Source organism: Halomonas heilongjiangensis (assembly GCF_002879645.1).
GTDB classification, from domain to species: domain Bacteria; phylum Pseudomonadota; class Gammaproteobacteria; order Pseudomonadales; family Halomonadaceae; genus Halomonas; species Halomonas heilongjiangensis.
Genome location: NZ_PNRE01000025.1, coordinates 1 through 15,160 on the forward strand (window position 1 = coordinate 1; position 15,160 = coordinate 15,160).

The 15,160-nt window shown below is 68.3% G+C and carries 14 protein-coding genes and 1 pseudogene; 2 read left to right on the top strand and 13 right to left on the bottom strand.

Features of this window, described 5'->3' with window-relative positions; genetic code table 11:
* The 11 genes and pseudogenes from C1H66_RS04905 to C1H66_RS04955 all read right to left on the bottom strand — a co-directional run.
* A pseudogene (locus C1H66_RS04905) lies at positions 1–339 on the bottom strand (molybdopterin molybdotransferase MoeA); the annotation flags it as partial.
* A complete protein-coding gene (gene moaB, locus C1H66_RS04910; protein ID WP_102626787.1) occupies positions 332–853 on the bottom strand; it encodes a molybdenum cofactor biosynthesis protein B in 522 nt (173 codons plus the stop codon). The pseudogene C1H66_RS04905 and the gene moaB, both read right to left, overlap by 8 nt.
* Before the next feature lies 1 nt (position 854).
* On the bottom strand, positions 855–1,190 hold the full coding sequence (locus tag C1H66_RS04915; protein WP_102626788.1) for a DUF1244 domain-containing protein: 336 nt from the start codon (positions 1,188–1,190) through the stop codon (positions 855–857).
* Positions 1,191–1,290: 100 nt separating this feature from the next.
* Positions 1,291–2,316, bottom strand: a complete 1,026-nt coding sequence (locus C1H66_RS04920) for a formate dehydrogenase subunit gamma (protein WP_370741271.1) — start codon at positions 2,314–2,316, stop codon at positions 1,291–1,293.
* A 45-nt stretch (positions 2,317–2,361) separates the two neighbouring features.
* The gene (gene fdh3B / locus C1H66_RS04925) at positions 2,362–2,976 is read right to left on the bottom strand and encodes a formate dehydrogenase FDH3 subunit beta (protein WP_102626790.1); all 615 of its coding nucleotides are present in this window, start codon (positions 2,974–2,976) and stop codon (positions 2,362–2,364) included.
* Between the two features lie 25 nt (positions 2,977–3,001).
* Entirely contained in the window at positions 3,002–5,857 is a 2,856-nt protein-coding gene (locus C1H66_RS04930) for a molybdopterin-dependent oxidoreductase (RefSeq protein ID WP_102626791.1), read from the bottom strand.
* A 27-nt stretch (positions 5,858–5,884) separates the two neighbouring features.
* Positions 5,885–6,085, bottom strand: coding sequence for a twin-arginine translocation signal domain-containing protein (locus C1H66_RS04935; RefSeq protein WP_102626792.1), 201 nt, complete (start codon positions 6,083–6,085; stop codon positions 5,885–5,887).
* Positions 6,086–6,162: 77 nt separating this feature from the next.
* Positions 6,163–6,786 carry a TorD/DmsD family molecular chaperone gene (locus tag C1H66_RS04940; RefSeq protein ID WP_102626793.1) on the bottom strand — a complete coding sequence of 208 codons (624 nt, stop codon included), beginning with the start codon at positions 6,784–6,786 and terminating at the stop codon, positions 6,163–6,165.
* A 4-nt stretch (positions 6,787–6,790) separates the two neighbouring features.
* Entirely contained in the window at positions 6,791–8,497 is a 1,707-nt protein-coding gene (locus tag C1H66_RS04945) for a 4Fe-4S binding protein (protein WP_102626794.1), read from the bottom strand.
* Positions 8,498–8,590: 93 nt separating this feature from the next.
* Positions 8,591–9,151 carry a DUF3306 domain-containing protein gene (locus C1H66_RS04950; protein ID WP_102626795.1) on the bottom strand — a complete coding sequence of 187 codons (561 nt, stop codon included), beginning with the start codon at positions 9,149–9,151 and terminating at the stop codon, positions 8,591–8,593.
* Positions 9,148–9,579: a DUF3305 domain-containing protein gene (locus tag C1H66_RS04955; protein ID WP_102626796.1), complete on the bottom strand. Its 432-nt coding sequence runs from the start codon at positions 9,577–9,579 to the stop codon at positions 9,148–9,150. Before C1H66_RS04955 ends, C1H66_RS04950 begins: the two co-directional genes overlap by 4 nt.
* A 93-nt stretch (positions 9,580–9,672) precedes the next feature.
* Here C1H66_RS04955 and C1H66_RS04960 point away from each other — a divergent pair, with 93 nt between their 5' ends.
* Complete coding sequence (locus tag C1H66_RS04960; RefSeq protein ID WP_102626797.1) at positions 9,673–10,512, top strand: formate dehydrogenase accessory sulfurtransferase FdhD; 840 nt, start codon at positions 9,673–9,675, stop codon at positions 10,510–10,512.
* Positions 10,513–10,528: 16 nt separating this feature from the next.
* Here C1H66_RS04960 and C1H66_RS04965 read toward each other — a convergent pair whose 3' ends face one another.
* Together C1H66_RS04965 and C1H66_RS04970 are read right to left on the bottom strand one after the other, a co-directional pair.
* Positions 10,529–11,164: a helix-turn-helix domain-containing protein gene (locus C1H66_RS04965; protein ID WP_102626798.1), complete on the bottom strand. Its 636-nt coding sequence runs from the start codon at positions 11,162–11,164 to the stop codon at positions 10,529–10,531.
* Positions 11,165–11,313: 149 nt separating this feature from the next.
* A complete protein-coding gene (locus tag C1H66_RS04970) occupies positions 11,314–12,249 on the bottom strand; it encodes a histone deacetylase family protein (protein ID WP_102626799.1) in 936 nt (311 codons plus the stop codon).
* Positions 12,250–12,377: 128 nt separating this feature from the next.
* On the opposite strand from C1H66_RS04970, the gene C1H66_RS04975 reads away from it, so the two are divergent.
* Complete coding sequence (locus C1H66_RS04975) at positions 12,378–15,125, top strand: bifunctional acetate--CoA ligase family protein/GNAT family N-acetyltransferase (RefSeq protein WP_102626800.1); 2,748 nt, start codon at positions 12,378–12,380, stop codon at positions 15,123–15,125.
* Positions 15,126–15,160 lie beyond the last annotated feature (35 nt).

Below are 15,160 nucleotides of genomic sequence, written 5' to 3' on the forward strand. Positions count from 1 at the left end.
GTCCACCTCGACCCGCTCCTGCATCACCACGCAGTCGGCCCCGTGGGGGAGCTCACCGCCGGTAAAGATCCGCGCGCAGCTGCCCGGGGCCAACGGTACGGCCGGAGAGCCGGCGGCGATGCGCTGACTCACCGGCAGCCATTGCCCGGCATCGCGGTGATTCAGGGCGTAGCCGTCCATGGCGCTGTTGTCGAAGCCGGGAACATCCAAGCGGGCGGTGACCGCCTCGGCCAGCACCCGCCCCGCGGCCGACTCGACGGCGAGCTCCTCGGCCGCCGTGGTCACGACGCCGTCGAGCAAGGCCGCCAGCGCCGCCTCGACGGGCTTGAGTTCAGCCATGCTGGCCTCGCTCGGGAATGACCAGGTTGGCGAAGTTGCAGGGTTTATGGCGGCTGTCGAGCTGCTCGGCGAGGATGCCGTCCCAGGCGGTGCGGCAGGCGCCGGTGGAGCCGGGCAGGCAGAACACCACGGTGGCATTGGCCAGCCCGCCGAGGCAGCGGCTCTGGATGGTGGAGCTGCCGATCTCCTGCCAGCTGAGGTGGCGGAAGAGCTCGCCGAAGCCCTCGATCTGCTTGTCGAGCAGCACCGAGACCGCTTCCGGCGTGGAATCGCGGCCGGTGAAGCCGGTCCCTCCGGTGGTCAGGATCACCTGGACCTCGGGGTCGGCGATCCAGCCCGCCACCACGGCCCGAATGCGGTAGACGTCGTCGATGACGATCTGCTTGTCGGCGAGCCGATGGCCGGCGCCGGTGAGGCGCTCGACCAGGGCCTGGCCGCTGCGGTCGGTCTCGTCGGTGCGGGTGTCGGAGACGGTCAGCACCGCCACCCGCAGCGGAATCATCGGATCGCTCATCTTATTTCTCGCCCTCGTTCGACGCCTGCGCCTTCTTGCGTGCCTGCCGCTCCTCGAAGGCCGCGAGCTGCTCCGGCGTGGCTTCCTGCTGGTACTTCGCCTTCCACTCGGCATAGGGCATGCCGTAGACATGGTCTCGCGCCGCCTCGTAGTCGAGTTCGGCGCCGCGCTCCTCGGCGGCGGCGACCAGCCACTTCGAGAGGCAGTTGCGGCAGAAGTCGGCCAGGATCATCAGCTCGATGTTCTGTACGTCCTTGTTGTCGTCGAGGTGCTTGAGCAGGCGACGGAAGGCCGCGGCTTCCAGCTCGGTGCGGGTGTTGTCGTCGAGATGCTGCATGGCGTGTCTCCCTGCATCTTGGTGGTGTTCGCAATGCTGCCAGCATAACAAAAGACACCGCCCGAAGGCGGTGTCGAAGCGTCGCGATGAAGCTGGTGGATCATCCCGAGCGGGGTGTCGGTTCTTCGCTGCCGCCGGAGGGCTGGCCACCGGCGGCGAGTCGTTCCTCGGGAATCGCCTGGTCCTTGACCTCCTCGTACCAGAGGTTGTGGTGGTCCCTGGCCCAGGTCTCGTCGACATAGCCGGTGGCCATGCCCTCCAGCGAGCCCTCCGAGCCGATGGTGCCGATGTAGATATGGCCCAGTGCCACGGCGGTCAGCCCCAGCGCGCCCACGGCGTGGATGATGTTGGCCCACTGCATGGTGTCGCGGCCCTGGCCGTAGTTGGGGAAGTCGAGCACGAAACCGCTGGCGATCACCACGATGCCCACCGTGGCCAGCAGCCAGAACCACACCTTCTCGCCGCCGTTGGCGAAGCCGGCATCGACATGTGCCTTGCCGACCATGCCGCCGCCCTTCTTGAACCACTCCAGGTCATGCTTCTTGGGCCAGTTGTGCTTCAGCACCCGGGCCAGCAGCACGATCAGCAGGATGCCGAACAGCGGGCCCAGGTAGTTGTGCGCCACCTTGGAGGCCGAGATCATGCCGGCCCAGACGGCGTCGCCGAACAGGGGGCGGAAGACGAACTTGCCGTAGAGCAGGTTGAGCCCGGTCAGCGCCAGGACGATGAACAGGGTCGCTACCGTCCAGTGGATCGCACGGACGACCAACGGCCAGCGCAGCAGCTTGCGACCGGTGCGCGGCGCACTGAGGTCCTTGCGGCCGACGATCACGTAGAACAGCGCGATCACCACGAGCATGCCGCCGATCGCGATCAGGCCGAAGGGCGAGACCCAACGGTTGCGCAACTGCCGCCAGGTCTCGCCGCTGGCGTTGACCAGGTTGTAGGTGGACTCGGCCCGGCTGTCACGGAAGTTGGGCCCGGTCTCACCGCTGCGTACCTGGCGCCAGGTCTCCGGCGACACGCCGCCGACCGCGGTGGCCGCCTCGCGGTCCGGGTCGGCCTGGGCCAGCGCCGGCTGGGTGACGCCCAGACCGACCAGCAGCACCAGGGCCAGCGCCGCCATCCGCCAGAGACCGGGCCATGCATGGGAAACGAACATGGTGCCTCCTTACCCCTGGTGGGTGGCGTCATAGGCGAGGTTGTCGGCGTCGGCGCGGGGGTTGCCCGACCAGGCGCCGTCCGGGTGGCCGCGCTGGACCACGCGCTGGCGGAAGATGTCGGCCACCGTCTGGGCATCGCCGGCGAGCAGCGCCTTGGTGGAGCACATCTCGGCGCACAGCGGCAGCTTGCCCTCACTGATGCGGTTGGCGCCGTACTTCTGGTATTCCTCCTCCCTGGTTTCCGCCGGGCCGCCGGCACAGAAGGTGCACTTGTCCATCTTGCCGCGCTCGCCGAAGGCGTTCTGCTGCGGGAACTGCGGGGCGCCGAAGGGGCAGGCATAGAGACAGTAGCCGCAGCCGATGCACAGGTCCTTGTCGTGGAGCACGATGCCGTCGTCGGTCTTGTAGAAGCAGTCGGTGGGGCAGACCGCCATGCAGGGGGCGTCGTCGCAGTGCATGCAGGCCACCGAGATCGACACCTCGGTGGGTTCGCCGTCGTCGAGGGTCACCACCCGGCGCCGCTGGATGCCCCATTCGACCTCGTTGGCGTTCTTGCAGGCGGTGACGCAGCCGTTGCACTCGATGCAGCGTTCCGCGTCGCACATGAATTTCATCTGAGCCATGGGAATCTCCTGGTTACGAGCGCAATCAGCTGGCCTTCTCGATACGACACAGGGTGCACTTGGTCTCCTGCATCTGCGTCACCGAGTCATAGCCGTAGGTGGTGGCGGTATTGGCCGCCTCGCCGAGTACATAGGGCGCGGAACCCTCCGGGTAGCGGCCGTGGAGGTTCTCGCCCTGGAAGATGCCACCGAAGTGGAAGGGCATGAAGGCTACCTCGCGGGCGACCCGTGGGGTAACCAGCGCCTTGACCCGCACCCGGCCGCCCTCGGCGCCCTCGACCCAGACGTCGTCGCCGTCGGCCACCGCCAGTTCGTTGGCCAGCGCCGGGTTGATCTCGACGAACATCTCCTGCTGCAGCTCGGCGAGCCAGGACATGGAACGGGTTTCCTCGCCGCCGCCCTCGAACTCGACCAGGCGGCCGGAGGTCAGGATGATCGGATAGCGATCCGAGTTGTCGTTGTCCTGGATGCTCTTGTAGAGCGTCGGCAGCCGGTAGTGGGAGGTCACGTCGTCCCAGGTGGGGTAGTCGGCGACCAGGTCGCGGCGGCTGGTGTAGAGCGGTTCGCGATGCTTGGGGATCGGGTCGGGGAAGGTCCAGACGTTGCAGCGCGCCTTGGCGTTGCCGAAGGGCGCGCACTCGTGGGCGATGGCCACCCGCTGGATGCCGCCGGAGAGGTCGGTCTTCCAGTTCCTGCCGTCCGCTTCCGCCTGCTCCTCCGCGCTGAGGTCGTCCCACCAGCCGAGGTCCTTGAGCATGGCGTCGGTGAACTCGGGATAGCCGTCGTTGAGCTCGGAGCCCTCGCTGAACACGCCGTCGGCCAGGATGTTCTCGCCGTTGCGTTCGATCCCGAAGCGGGCGCGGAAGGTGAGGCCACCCTCGGAGACCGGCTTGCTGGTGTCATAGAGGATCGGCGTGCCGGGATGGCCCATCTCGGCGGTACCCCAGCAGGGCCACGGCAGGCCGTAGTAGTCGCCGTCGGCGGGGCCGCCCTCGGCCTGCAGGGTGCGGAAGCTGAAGGTGTGCCAGTTCTGCTGGTGGGCCTTGAGACGCTCCGGACTCTGGCCGGTGTAGCCCACGGTCCACATGCCGCGGTTGAACTCCCGGGTGATATCCTCGATGAGCGGCTCGTCGCCGTTCATCTCGTAATTCTTGACCAGCTCGTCGCCGAAGCCCAGCTTGCGGGCCAGCAGGTACATGATCTCGTGGTCCGGCTTGGACTCGAACAGCGGCTCGATGACCTTGTCGCGCCATTGCAGCGAGCGGTTGGTGGCGGTCACGCTGCCGGTGGTCTCGAACTGGGTGGCCGCCGGCAGCAGGTAGACCCCGTCGCTGCGGTCGTGCATCACCGCGGCCACGGTGGGGTAGGGGTCGACGATGACCATCATCTCGAGCTGCTGCATGGCCTTCTGCATCTCGGGGCCGCGGGTCTGGGAGTTGACCGCGTGTCCCCAATAGAACATCGCCTTGAGCCGGGTACGCTGGGAGATGGCCTCCTCCTCCTCGAGCACCCCGTCGACCCAGCGCGACACCGTGATGCCATCGCTGTACATGGGCAGGCCGTCGGCGTACTCGGTCTGGTCGAAGCGGCTCTTGAGCCAGTCGAGATCGAGGTCCCAGACGCGTGCCCAGTGCTCCCAGGCTCCCTCGGCCAGGCCATAGTAGCCGGGCAGGGAGTGGGACATCAGGCCCAGGTCGGTGGCCCCCTGGACGTTGTCGTGGCCGCGGAAGATGTTGGCGCCACCGCCGGACTTGCCGATATTGCCGAGCGCCAGCTCGAGGATGCAGTAGGCGCGGGTGTTGTTGTTGCCGGTGGTGTGCTGGGTCCCGCCCATGCACCAGACGATGCAGCCGGGTCGGTTGTCGGCCAGGCGCTGGGCGGTGTCGCGCATGACCGCCTCGGGGACGCCGGTGATGCGCTCGACCTCGGCGGGCGGGAAGTTGGCCACTTCCTCGCGTACCTCGTCCATGGCGTAGACACGCTGGGCGATGTACTGGCGATCCTCCCAGCCGTTCTCGAAGATATGCCACAGCAGGCCCCAGATGAAGGCCACATCGGAGCCGGGGCGAATGCGCACGAAGCTGTCGGCCTTGGCCGCGGTGCGGGTGAAGCGCGGGTCGACGACGATGATCTGGGCGTGACTGCGCTCCTTGGCCAGCAGGATGTGCTGCAGGGCCACCGGGTGGGCCTCGCAGGGGTTGGAGCCGACGAACATGATCGCCTTGCTGTTCTGCATGTCGTTGAGCGAATTGGTCATCGCCCCGTAGCCCCAGGTGTTGGCCACCCCGGCGACGGTGGTGGAGTGGCAGATGCGCGCCTGGTGGTCGGTGTTGTTGGTGCCGGCCAGGGCGGCGAACTTGCGCATCAGGTAGGCCTGTTCGTTGTTGAACTTGGCCGATCCCAGCCAGTAGATGCTGTCGGGGCCGTGCTCCTCGGTCAGTGCCAGCACCCTGTCGCCGATCTCGTCGATGGCCTCGTCCCAGCTCAGCCGCTGCCACTCGCCGTCGACGAGTTTCATGGGATACTTGAGACGCCGGCTGGAATGGCCGTGCTGGCGGAGCGACGCCCCCTTGGCACAGTGGGCGCCGCGATTGATCGGGTGATCGAAGGCCGGTTCCTGCCGGGTCCAGATGCCCTCCTGGACCTCGGCATAGACCCCACAGCCCACCGAGCAGTGGGAGCAGATGGTGCGCTTCACTTCGACCTCGGCATCCGAGGCCGGCGTCTGGTCGGCGGCCTCGGCGCGGCGCATCATCGGGGCGCCCATGAAGCCGGCGGCGGCCAGGCCGCCGGTGGTGGCACCGCTGCGCTTGAGGAACTGGCGGCGGGATATGCCCAGCCCGGCAACCTTCGGGGCATCGCTTTTACGAGTCAGACGCATGGCTGTGATCTCCTGGCTGTCGAGCCGTCAGTCCCGCAGGGTGGCGTAGAAGGCGCGGATATGATCGGTCTCCCGGTATTGGCGGGAGGTGTCGGCCAGTGGTCCGGCGGCGGTCTCGGCCTGGACCAGGGTGACATGACCGACGGCGGCCGCTGCCCCGGCGGCGGCGGTACCGACTCCGAGGGTCTTGAGGAAACGGCGCCGCTGGGGGTTGCGAGTCTTGTTCATGGGAGTCTCCTCTGTCATGCCGTGGCCTTGAGCTGGTGTTGTTGTCGTGTTCATGGGCGCTCTCGCGATGATGGCGTTCAGGGCTCGACGAGCCTGACGGGGTCCTGCGCTGCCTCGCTGGCGAGCAGCGCCTCTTCCGTGTCGGTGAAGGCCCGGCCGAGACGGCCGAGCCGTGAATAGAAGGGCGACGCGACCGCGGCCAGGTCGGCCAGGCAGTGCCCGGCCCAGGGCGCCAGGTGGGTCATGAAGAACCGCGCCTCGGCGGGGGAGCGGGCCTCGATGAGCAGGGCCATCACCTCGCAGAGCGCGGCCAGGTGATCCTCCGGATCGCGGGTCCGTTCGTTGCGCTCGACGCCCAGCGCCTTGAGATCCCGGCGCAGGGTCACCAGCGCCGTGTCCATCAGTTCGCCGTTGCGGTACCAGGAGGCGTAGGGGGTCACGTCGCCCTGGATGACGCCGACGAGATGGCGGAAGTGGGCGCGGGTCAGTTCCTCGACGGCGGCGTCGCGTGCCGAGGCGATGAGCTCGCGCCAGTGAGTGGCGAGGGGGCTGTCGTCGTCCTCGACTTCCAGTCCGGCGAGCCAGTCGAGCAGGACGTGGTCCGGTGCCTCGCGCAACAGCCGCGCCAGCAGCCGGTAGACGTCGGCCCGCAGGGCATGGAACTCGTCGAGCTCGGTCGGGGGAAGGAGAGTGTCGGTCATGGGCTCACACCTTCAGTTGCGACTCGGGATCCCGCGCCAGTTCCCGCCACACATCCCGCACGCGGCAGTCCTCGCACATCTCCAGACGGGACAGGGCATCGCCGGCGAAGTAGGGATGGTCGGCGAGCTTGGCCTTGATCGTGGCGATGGTGCCGGCGGTGGCGAAGGGCTTGCCGCAGCGGATGCAGTCGAAGGCCTCCTCCTCGTGGCATACCCGGCGCTCGCTCCGGGCAGGGTCGGCCAGGAAGCCGGGGAGCAGGGTGATGGCATCCTCCGGGCAGGCCTCGGCACAGAGCCCGCACTGCACGCAGTCGGCCTCGCGGAAGCTCAGCCGCGGGCTGTCGCCGCCGGCCGCCAGGGCGGGGGTGGGGCAACCCGCCACGCAGGCCATGCACAGGGTGCAGGCGGCACTGTCCACGTCGAGACCGCCATAGGCGGCCCCCGCGGGCATCGCATGGCGCCGGCCGTCGGGTTTGCCACACTCGAGTAGTCGGGTCAGCACGGCGTTCAGGTGATCGCGCTTGCCGGCGGTATCGAAGGCCAGGGGTGTCTCGACCAGGGGCGGATGCGCCGGCAGGGCGTCGCGGCCGGCCGTGTCGCCGGCCTCGAGGCCGGTGACGCGCTCGGGCGAATGTCCCAGCGCCTCGAGCAGGGCCCGGGCCAGGGCGAGCTGGTCGTCGATGAAGGCGGTCAGCCGCTCGGGCATCCGGGGATGGCGCTGGACGCGTACTTCGGCGGCGCCGCCCGCCAGGGCGGTCAGCCATTGATCGTGGCCTGCGGCCCCCAGCTCCTCGAGCGGGACGTCGAGAACATGGCCGGCCGGATCGTCGTCGCTGGCCTGGTGGTCGGCTGCGACGAAACGCACTACCGGCAGGGTGCCGCCGGCCTGGCGATAGGCCTCGAGCCAGGCCAGCAGGGTCTCCTGCTGGCGATGCGTTTCCGGCAGCCGAAACTGGATGGCCCCCGTAGGGCAGGCACTGCTGCAGCTGCCGACGCCGTGGCAGCGGAAGGGGTCGATCTCGATCCAGGCCTCGATGCGCCCCTGCCGGCTGGCGATGGCATCGGCCGGGCAGACCTCCAGGCAACGGGTGCAGCCGGTGTTGCCGCTGGAGGAGTGCGCGCAGAGATCGTGGTTGAGCTGGAAATAGCGTGGCTTGTCGAACTCGCCCACCAGGTCGGCGAAGGCCTCGAGCCGGGCTGCACGATCGGGCTCGGCCCAGCGCAGGGTGACATAGCCGGGAGGCGGTAACTCCAGCGCCAGGATCGGAGTCTCGCCGAGGTCCAGCACCAGGTCGAAGTACTCGCGGTCGACCAGTGCCCGGCCCAGGTTCAACGGTTGCTCCCGGCCGAGCGTGACCGAAAAGCGTCCCAGATAGCCCTCCACGCGCAGGCTCGCGGCCTGCTCGCGGGTCAGGGTCTGGCAGGCTAGGCTGCGTGTGTCGGCGAGCAGGGTCTCGTCGTCGGCTTCCGTTTCCGGATCGGCGGGTCCGGTGATGGCGAGCGTGAGCGAGGCCAGCCCCCGCCCCCGGAGTTCCCGGGCGGCCCGGCGAGCGTCCCGCTCGTTGCCCAGGATCAGGGCGTGTCCCGCGCTCACATAGGCGACGCTGGACGGGGTGAGGTTGATAGGCCAGGAGATCCGGCGGTGCGCCGCCTCCCGCGCCAGACGGTTGCCGGTGTCGTCCACCGGTAGCATCTCGATGCGCTGGTTCATGCCACCTCACGGTCAGTGATACTTTGTTATTGTCTGGTAATGCTAATGTTGCAGTCTGGTTGGTTTTCGGCATCCTGCCAGACCATCCTTCGTCTAATCCTCCCTCGATGCGCCAGCCCCGTCGGACGAGTCGGCCTCCCGTCGAGCGTCGTCGGCGTTCTCGTCGGCACAGGCGGGCGTTTCCCGGCGACGCTCCGCTCCGTCTTCGGCGAGCTCGGCATCGTCGATCGCCTCGGGGGCATCGTCTGCCGTCTCGGGTTCGCTCGCCTGGCGGGTCCACTGCCTCAGACGCTGGGCCAGTTCGCCGGCCAGGGGCTTGAGGCGTTCCCGATAGTCGGCGTCGTAGTCGTCCAGGCCGTCGCGGATGCCGTAATGGTCGCCGGAGAACATCCGTCGCAAGGCGCGCCGGCGCAGGCCGTCGCTGACCCCCTGCCTCAGGAATGCCGTGAAGTCGCTGCCGGGGGGGAGGGTGTCGGGGTCGGGCAGGGTGTGGTCGAGACTGCCGGGCTCCGGGGGCGGGGGGGCCGGCGCCTCGGGGTCGACCGTCTCGATCTCCGGTGCCTGCTCGACCGCAGCGCGTGCCGTGTCGGGTGCCTCGACGCCATCGGTTTCCTCGCCCAGCTTGCGGCGCGACCAGCGGCTCAGGCGGCTCATGCGCTCTGCTCCCGGGCACGGCCCGCCCCCGGGCGTTTCTTCTTGCGTCCCTCGTCCGGGGCCTCGCCATGACGGGCGAGATAGGCCTCGAGCCAGGCCTGGAGCGCCAGCGGCATAGCCACCTCCAGCACCTGCTGCTCACCATCGAGCCAGGAAGCCGCGACGTCCTGGCTGGCCGTGATCGCCGAGGGACGAGGCTCGCCACTGCTCTCGCCGCAGCGCACGAACAGCTGGGGCGTGCCGGCGTCGAGGTTGAAGCGGTAGGCGGCGCGCTCGGTGAGGTAGAGCTGCAGCGTCAGCACCCAGGGACCGCCATCCCCGGGGGTCAGGTCGACGATCCGCCATTGGGTGGAGGGGAAGCCCTTGACACGCCGGGACTCGCTCGCCAGATCGAGACTCAGGGGGCGGTGGCTGCTGGCGTGGGTCATGGATGTCGCTCTCGCCAAAGTTGTCATTTCAGTAAAGACACTAGGCGGAGGGAATGCCATCATCGTCAATCAACGCTTTGTCCAGGAGCCGTGATGCACGACATCAGCCTGAGCCAGGCGCGCCTGCCCGCCACCCTGGAGATCGAGGTGCTCGACGAATACGGCGAGCCCCGTCGCCAGGCGATCGCCGCCGAGCGCGCCCTGACCGTCTACCTCAACAGGCGCGAGATCGTTACCCTGATGACCCTGGGGGCCGACCCCGAGGCCCTGGTGGTGGGCTACCTGCGCAACCAGGGATTTCTCGCCGAGCGCGAGCACCTCGCGGCGGTGCATGTGGACTGGGAGGTGGAGGCCGCCGCGGTGGTCACGCGGCATCTGCCCGAGGACCTCGAGGAACGATTGGGGACTCGTACCGTGACCACCGGCTGCGGCCAGGGCACGGTGTTCGGCCGCCTGCTCGAGGCCACCTCGCTCAAGGCCCTGCCGGCCACCCGGTTGCGCCAGTCGGTGCTCTACCGCCTGCTCGAGAACCTCGGCGCCTATAACGAGACCTACCGCAGCGCCGGCGCCGTGCACGGCTGCGCGCTGTGCCGGCAAGATGTGGTGCTGGACTTCGTCGAGGACGTGGGGCGTCACAACGCCGTCGATACCCTGGCGGGGCGCCAGTGGCTGGGGGAGGCGGCAAGCGCCGATGCGGATATCTTCTACACCACCGGCCGATTGACCTCGGAAATGGTGCTCAAGGTGGCCCAGATGGGCATCGCGGTGCTGGTGTCGCGCTCCGGCGTGACCCAGAAGGGGGTGGAACTCGCCGAGCGCTTCGGGGTGCTGCTGATCGCCCGGGCCAAGGGGCGTCACTTCCAGGCGATCAACGCCGGCGAGCGCCTCGACCTGGACGCCGTGCCCCCGCGGCGACCGGGCGACCGCCGCTAGGAGCCTACCTGGTCGTTCATGGAGAGTTCTCGCCCCGGGTGCAGACGGAGAGCACCACGGCATCCTCCTCGCTGAGCGACACCAGGGCGTGGCCCATGTCGCTGTCGAAGTAGATGCTGTCGCCCTGCACCAGCTGGAGTGGCTCGTAGAACTCGGTGTAGAGCAGGATCTCGCCGTCGAGCACCATCAGGAACTCCTCGCCGTCGTGGCGCACCCACTCGCTGAATTCGTCGAAGCTGCGCGCCCGCACGATGGTCTTGAAGGGGATCATGCGCTTCTGGGCCAGTTCACAGCTGAGCAGCTCGTGCTCGTAGGTGGGGGTGGGGTGCTGCTGGCCGTGGCCACGACGGGTCAGGTCGCGCCTGCCCATGGTGCGCGTCTGGGCCCGGGGCGGAGAGAGCAACTGCGGCAGGTCGATGCCGAGCCCGCCGATCAGTTTCTGCACGGCGGTAAAGGTGGGGGAGATCTGGTCGTTCTCGATCTTGGAAAGCGTCGAACGCGCCAGCCCGGTGCGCTGGCTCACGTCCTCCAGGGTCCACTGGTTGGCGAGGCGGATCTCCTTGAGTCGCTCACCGAGGCGCAGTGGCTCGACGAAGGGCTTGCGCCCCGAGGCGATGCGCAGGGCAGCGTCCTGATCGGTGGTGGCGGTCATGGGCGGTTCACTATCGGAAACAGAATTTCCACCAGCCTACCACAACGGCTGCCCCTCGCCTCGCATGAACGACCCGCAATGGTGGCGATTGCGACATGCCCAGCCGAAGGAATGACCGGTGGCGGGTTTCCCACCCGCAGGAAACGCCATCAGGTGTCGAAGGGTTGGCCGAGCAGGGCCTTGAGGTGTGCCTCGACGCTGCGCCCCAGGGATTCCAGGTGATAGCCGCCCTCGAGCACCGAGACCAGGCGGTTGTCGGCATAGAGGGCGGCGACCTCCATGGCCAGGCGGGTGACCCAGTGAAAGTCCTCGTCCTCGAGGCACAGCTCGGCCATCTCGTCCTCACGGTGAGCATCGAAGCCCGCCGAGACCAGCACGATCTCCGGCTTGAAGGCGTGCAGGGCCGGCAGCCAGTCGTCCTCGACGGCGCGGCGGAAGGCGGCACCGTCGGTGCCGGCCGGCAGCGGGGTGTTGACCACGTTCTGCCACTCGCTGCGCAGGTAGCGCCAGGGGTAGAAGGGGTACTGGAAGCTGGTGCAGACCAGCACCTCGGGGTCATCCTTGAAGATGTCGATGGTGCCGTTGCACTGGTGGACGTCGAAGTCGAGGATGGCGACCTTGCGGGCGCCGTACTTCGCCCTGGCGTGGGCCGCCCCCACCGCCACGTTGTTGTAGAAGCAGAAGCCCATGGCATCGGTGGCCTCGGCGTGGTGGCCCGGCGGGCGCACCGCGCAGAAGACGTTGTCGGCCTGGCCACGGAACACCTGGTCGACGCCGCGGATGACCGCGCCGGCCGCCATGCGTGCGGCCTGCAGGCTGTCGGGATTCATCAGGGTATCACTGTCCAGGGAGACGATACCCTGTTCGGGCACGCACTTGTCGAGTGCCTGCAGGTGTCGCAGCGGGTGCACCCGGGCGAGCTCCTCCCGGGAGGCTTCCCGGGCATCCGACTGCATGGTCTGCTGCAGCACCCCGGAGAGGGACAGCCGCGCCCGGATCGCCTCCAGTCGCAGGGGGCTCTCGGGGTGTTCGGGGCCCATGTGATGCAGCTGGCAATCGGGGTGGGTGATGAAGGCGGTGATCATGCGTGGGCTCCAGGGGGAATGGCGTCACGATAATCGTCGTCGCCCCTTGCACGACAGTGTCAATAGGTCGTACACAGGAGGCAACCATCGGAACCAGCCGTCACGGGAGACATCCCGGGGAGAGAGCCTTGAGCACCCGTTTCCTGCGCCACTTCTTCGAGCCGCGCACCCTGGCGGTGATCGGCGCCTCCGAGAAGTCCCATTCCCTCGGCGGCCTGGTGATCCGCAACCTCCAGGAGGCCGGCTTTCCCGGTGCCGTCTGGGCGGTCAACCCCAAGGGGTACGCATCGGTCTTCGGCCAGCCCTGTGTCGCTCGTGTCGCGCAGTTACCCGAGATACCGGACCTGGCGGTGATCTGCTCGCCGGTCGAGACCGTGCCGGGACGCATCGCCAGGCTGGGGCGCTTCGGCGTCAAGGCTGCGCTGGTACTCTCGGGCGGCGCCCATCTCGACGACGACCACGGCGACAAGGGCTCGATCCGCAGTCGCATGCTGGCGGCCGCCCGCGAGTCGGGGATCCGGGTGCTGGGGCCGGAGTGCATGGGGTTGATCGTGCCCGGGCGCAGGCTCAATGCCTCCTATGCCAGCCAGCCGGTCAAGGCGGGCCGGGTCGCCTACCTCGGCCAGTCCGGCATGCTCGGCAATGCCATGATCGACTGGGCCGCCGGGCGCGGCATCGGCTTCTCGCACCTGATCACCGTCGGCGACAGCGTCGACGTGATGCTCCCCGATCTCCTCGACTACATCAACCAGTATGCGCCGACCCAGGCCATCCTGCTGCACCTGGAGCGCATCCTCGATGCCCAGCACTTCATGACCGCACTGCGCGACGCCTCCCGGCATCGCCTGGTGCTGGCGATCAAGAGCGGGCGCACCGCAGAGTCGGACCTCACCGGCCTGCCGCCGACCCCAGGGGTGGCCAATCGCGACCAGCTCTTCGATGCCGCCTTCGCCCGGGCCGGGGTGGTGCGGGTCAATGACTCCGACGAGCTGTTCGACGCCCTGGAGACCCTGTCGCGAATGAAGCCGCTGCGCGGCGATCGTCTGGCCATCGTCTCCAACGGCCTGGGGCCGGCGCTGCTGGCCATCGACAAGCTGATCAGCGCCGGCGGCAAGCTGGCCGGCTTCAGCGAAGAGACCCACCGGGCGCTGCTCGAAGGCGGCTTCGACATGAGTCGCCCCGGCGACAACCCGGTGGACCTGGGGGGCAACGCCACCCCGGAGAAGCTGGTGGACGCCCTGGAGATCGTCGCCGCCGATGCCGGCGTCGACGCCGTGCTGGTGGTCCACGCCCCGACCCGACTGGCCCCGTCGAAGACCACGGCCCAGGCGATCATCGCCCATCGCAAGCGCTTCCGGCGCAACCTGCTGACCAGTTGGATGGGGCTGGAAGAGGCGCTGTCGGCACGCCACGAATGCAACCTGGCCGGGATTCCCACCTACCTCTCGCCGGAGAAGGCGGTGAAGGCCTTCATGCACATGGTCGATTACCAGCGTGTGCAGGCGCTGCTGCAGGAGACCCCGCCGAGCCTGCCGTTCACCACCACCGCGGACATCCGCCGGCGCTGCCGCACCCTGATCGCGGAGGCCCGGGCCAACGGGCGCGAGTGCCTGGCCCACTCGGAGACCGCCCAGGTGCTCGAGGCCTACGGCATCCCCGTGGCCCCCAGCCGCTACGTGACGACGCCGGAGGCGGGCGCGTCCGCCGCGGCGGACTTCGACGGTCCCATGGCGCTCAAGGTGGTGCACGAGGGCAATTGCCGGCCGTTCCGCTACCGCAAGCACCCCCACAAGCTCTCCGCCGGCCTGCTGCAGGACCTGGCAACGCCGCAACAGGTCGCCGAGGGCATGCGCCGGCTCGAGGAGAAGGTGGCCGAGAAGTTTCCCGCCTTCGAGATCCGCGAGTACTGTCTGCAGCCGATGCAGCGCGGCAAGCACTCGATGCAGCTCTGTGCCGGCATCACCCGCGACCCGGTGTTCGGGCCGGTGGTGGTGTTCGGCATCGGCGGCTACAAGGTCAACATCCTCGCCGACCGCCAGGTGGCGCTGCCGCCGCTCAACATGCGCCTGGCGGAGGACATGATCGGGCGTACCCATGCGGCGCGCCTGATCCGCGAACACTCGAGCGACCCGGGCCGGGACATCGAGCGGCTCTGCGAGATGCTGGTCAAGCTGTCGCAGATGGCCAGCGACCTGCTGGAACTGCGTGGCCTGGAGCTCAACCCGTTGCTGCTCAATCGCGACGGCATGGTGGCCCTGGATTTCGCCCTGGACCTGGGTGCCCCGGCACGTTTCGCGATCATGCCCTACCCGGAAGAGCTGCGCGAGTGGGTCACCCTCAGCAACGGCTGGGAGGTGGAGGTGCGGCCGATCCGCGCCGAGGATGCCCCGCTGATCACCAGTTTCCACACCCAGCTGTCCGAGGAGAGCATCCGCTTCCGCTATTTCCACAACAAGTCGGACCTGACCCAGCGCGACCTGTCGATCCTCTCCCACATCAACTATGACCGGCAGATGGCCTTCATCGCCGAGCACCCGCGGGACGACGGCAGCAAGGAGATGCTGGGCGTGGTGCGGGTGTGGAACGACCCGGACAACATCCGTACCGAGTTCTCGATCATCATCCGCGACGATCTCCAGGGGCTCGGCATCGGCAGCCTGCTGATGAACAAGATGATCGGCTACTGCCGGAGCGTCGGTACCCTGGAGATGATCGGCAAGATCATGGTCGACAACCATCCCATGCGGGCGCTGATGAAGCACCTGGGGTTCCGTTGCCGCTACAACATGGAGGAGCAGGTGGTGGATGCGGTGCTACGGCTCAATGAGCCGGAGAGCGAGTGGCAGCGGCATCGCCTGGAGAGCCAGCCCGACTGAGGAGGGGGCCCGCTGTGGGCAGGCCCGCGGATGGT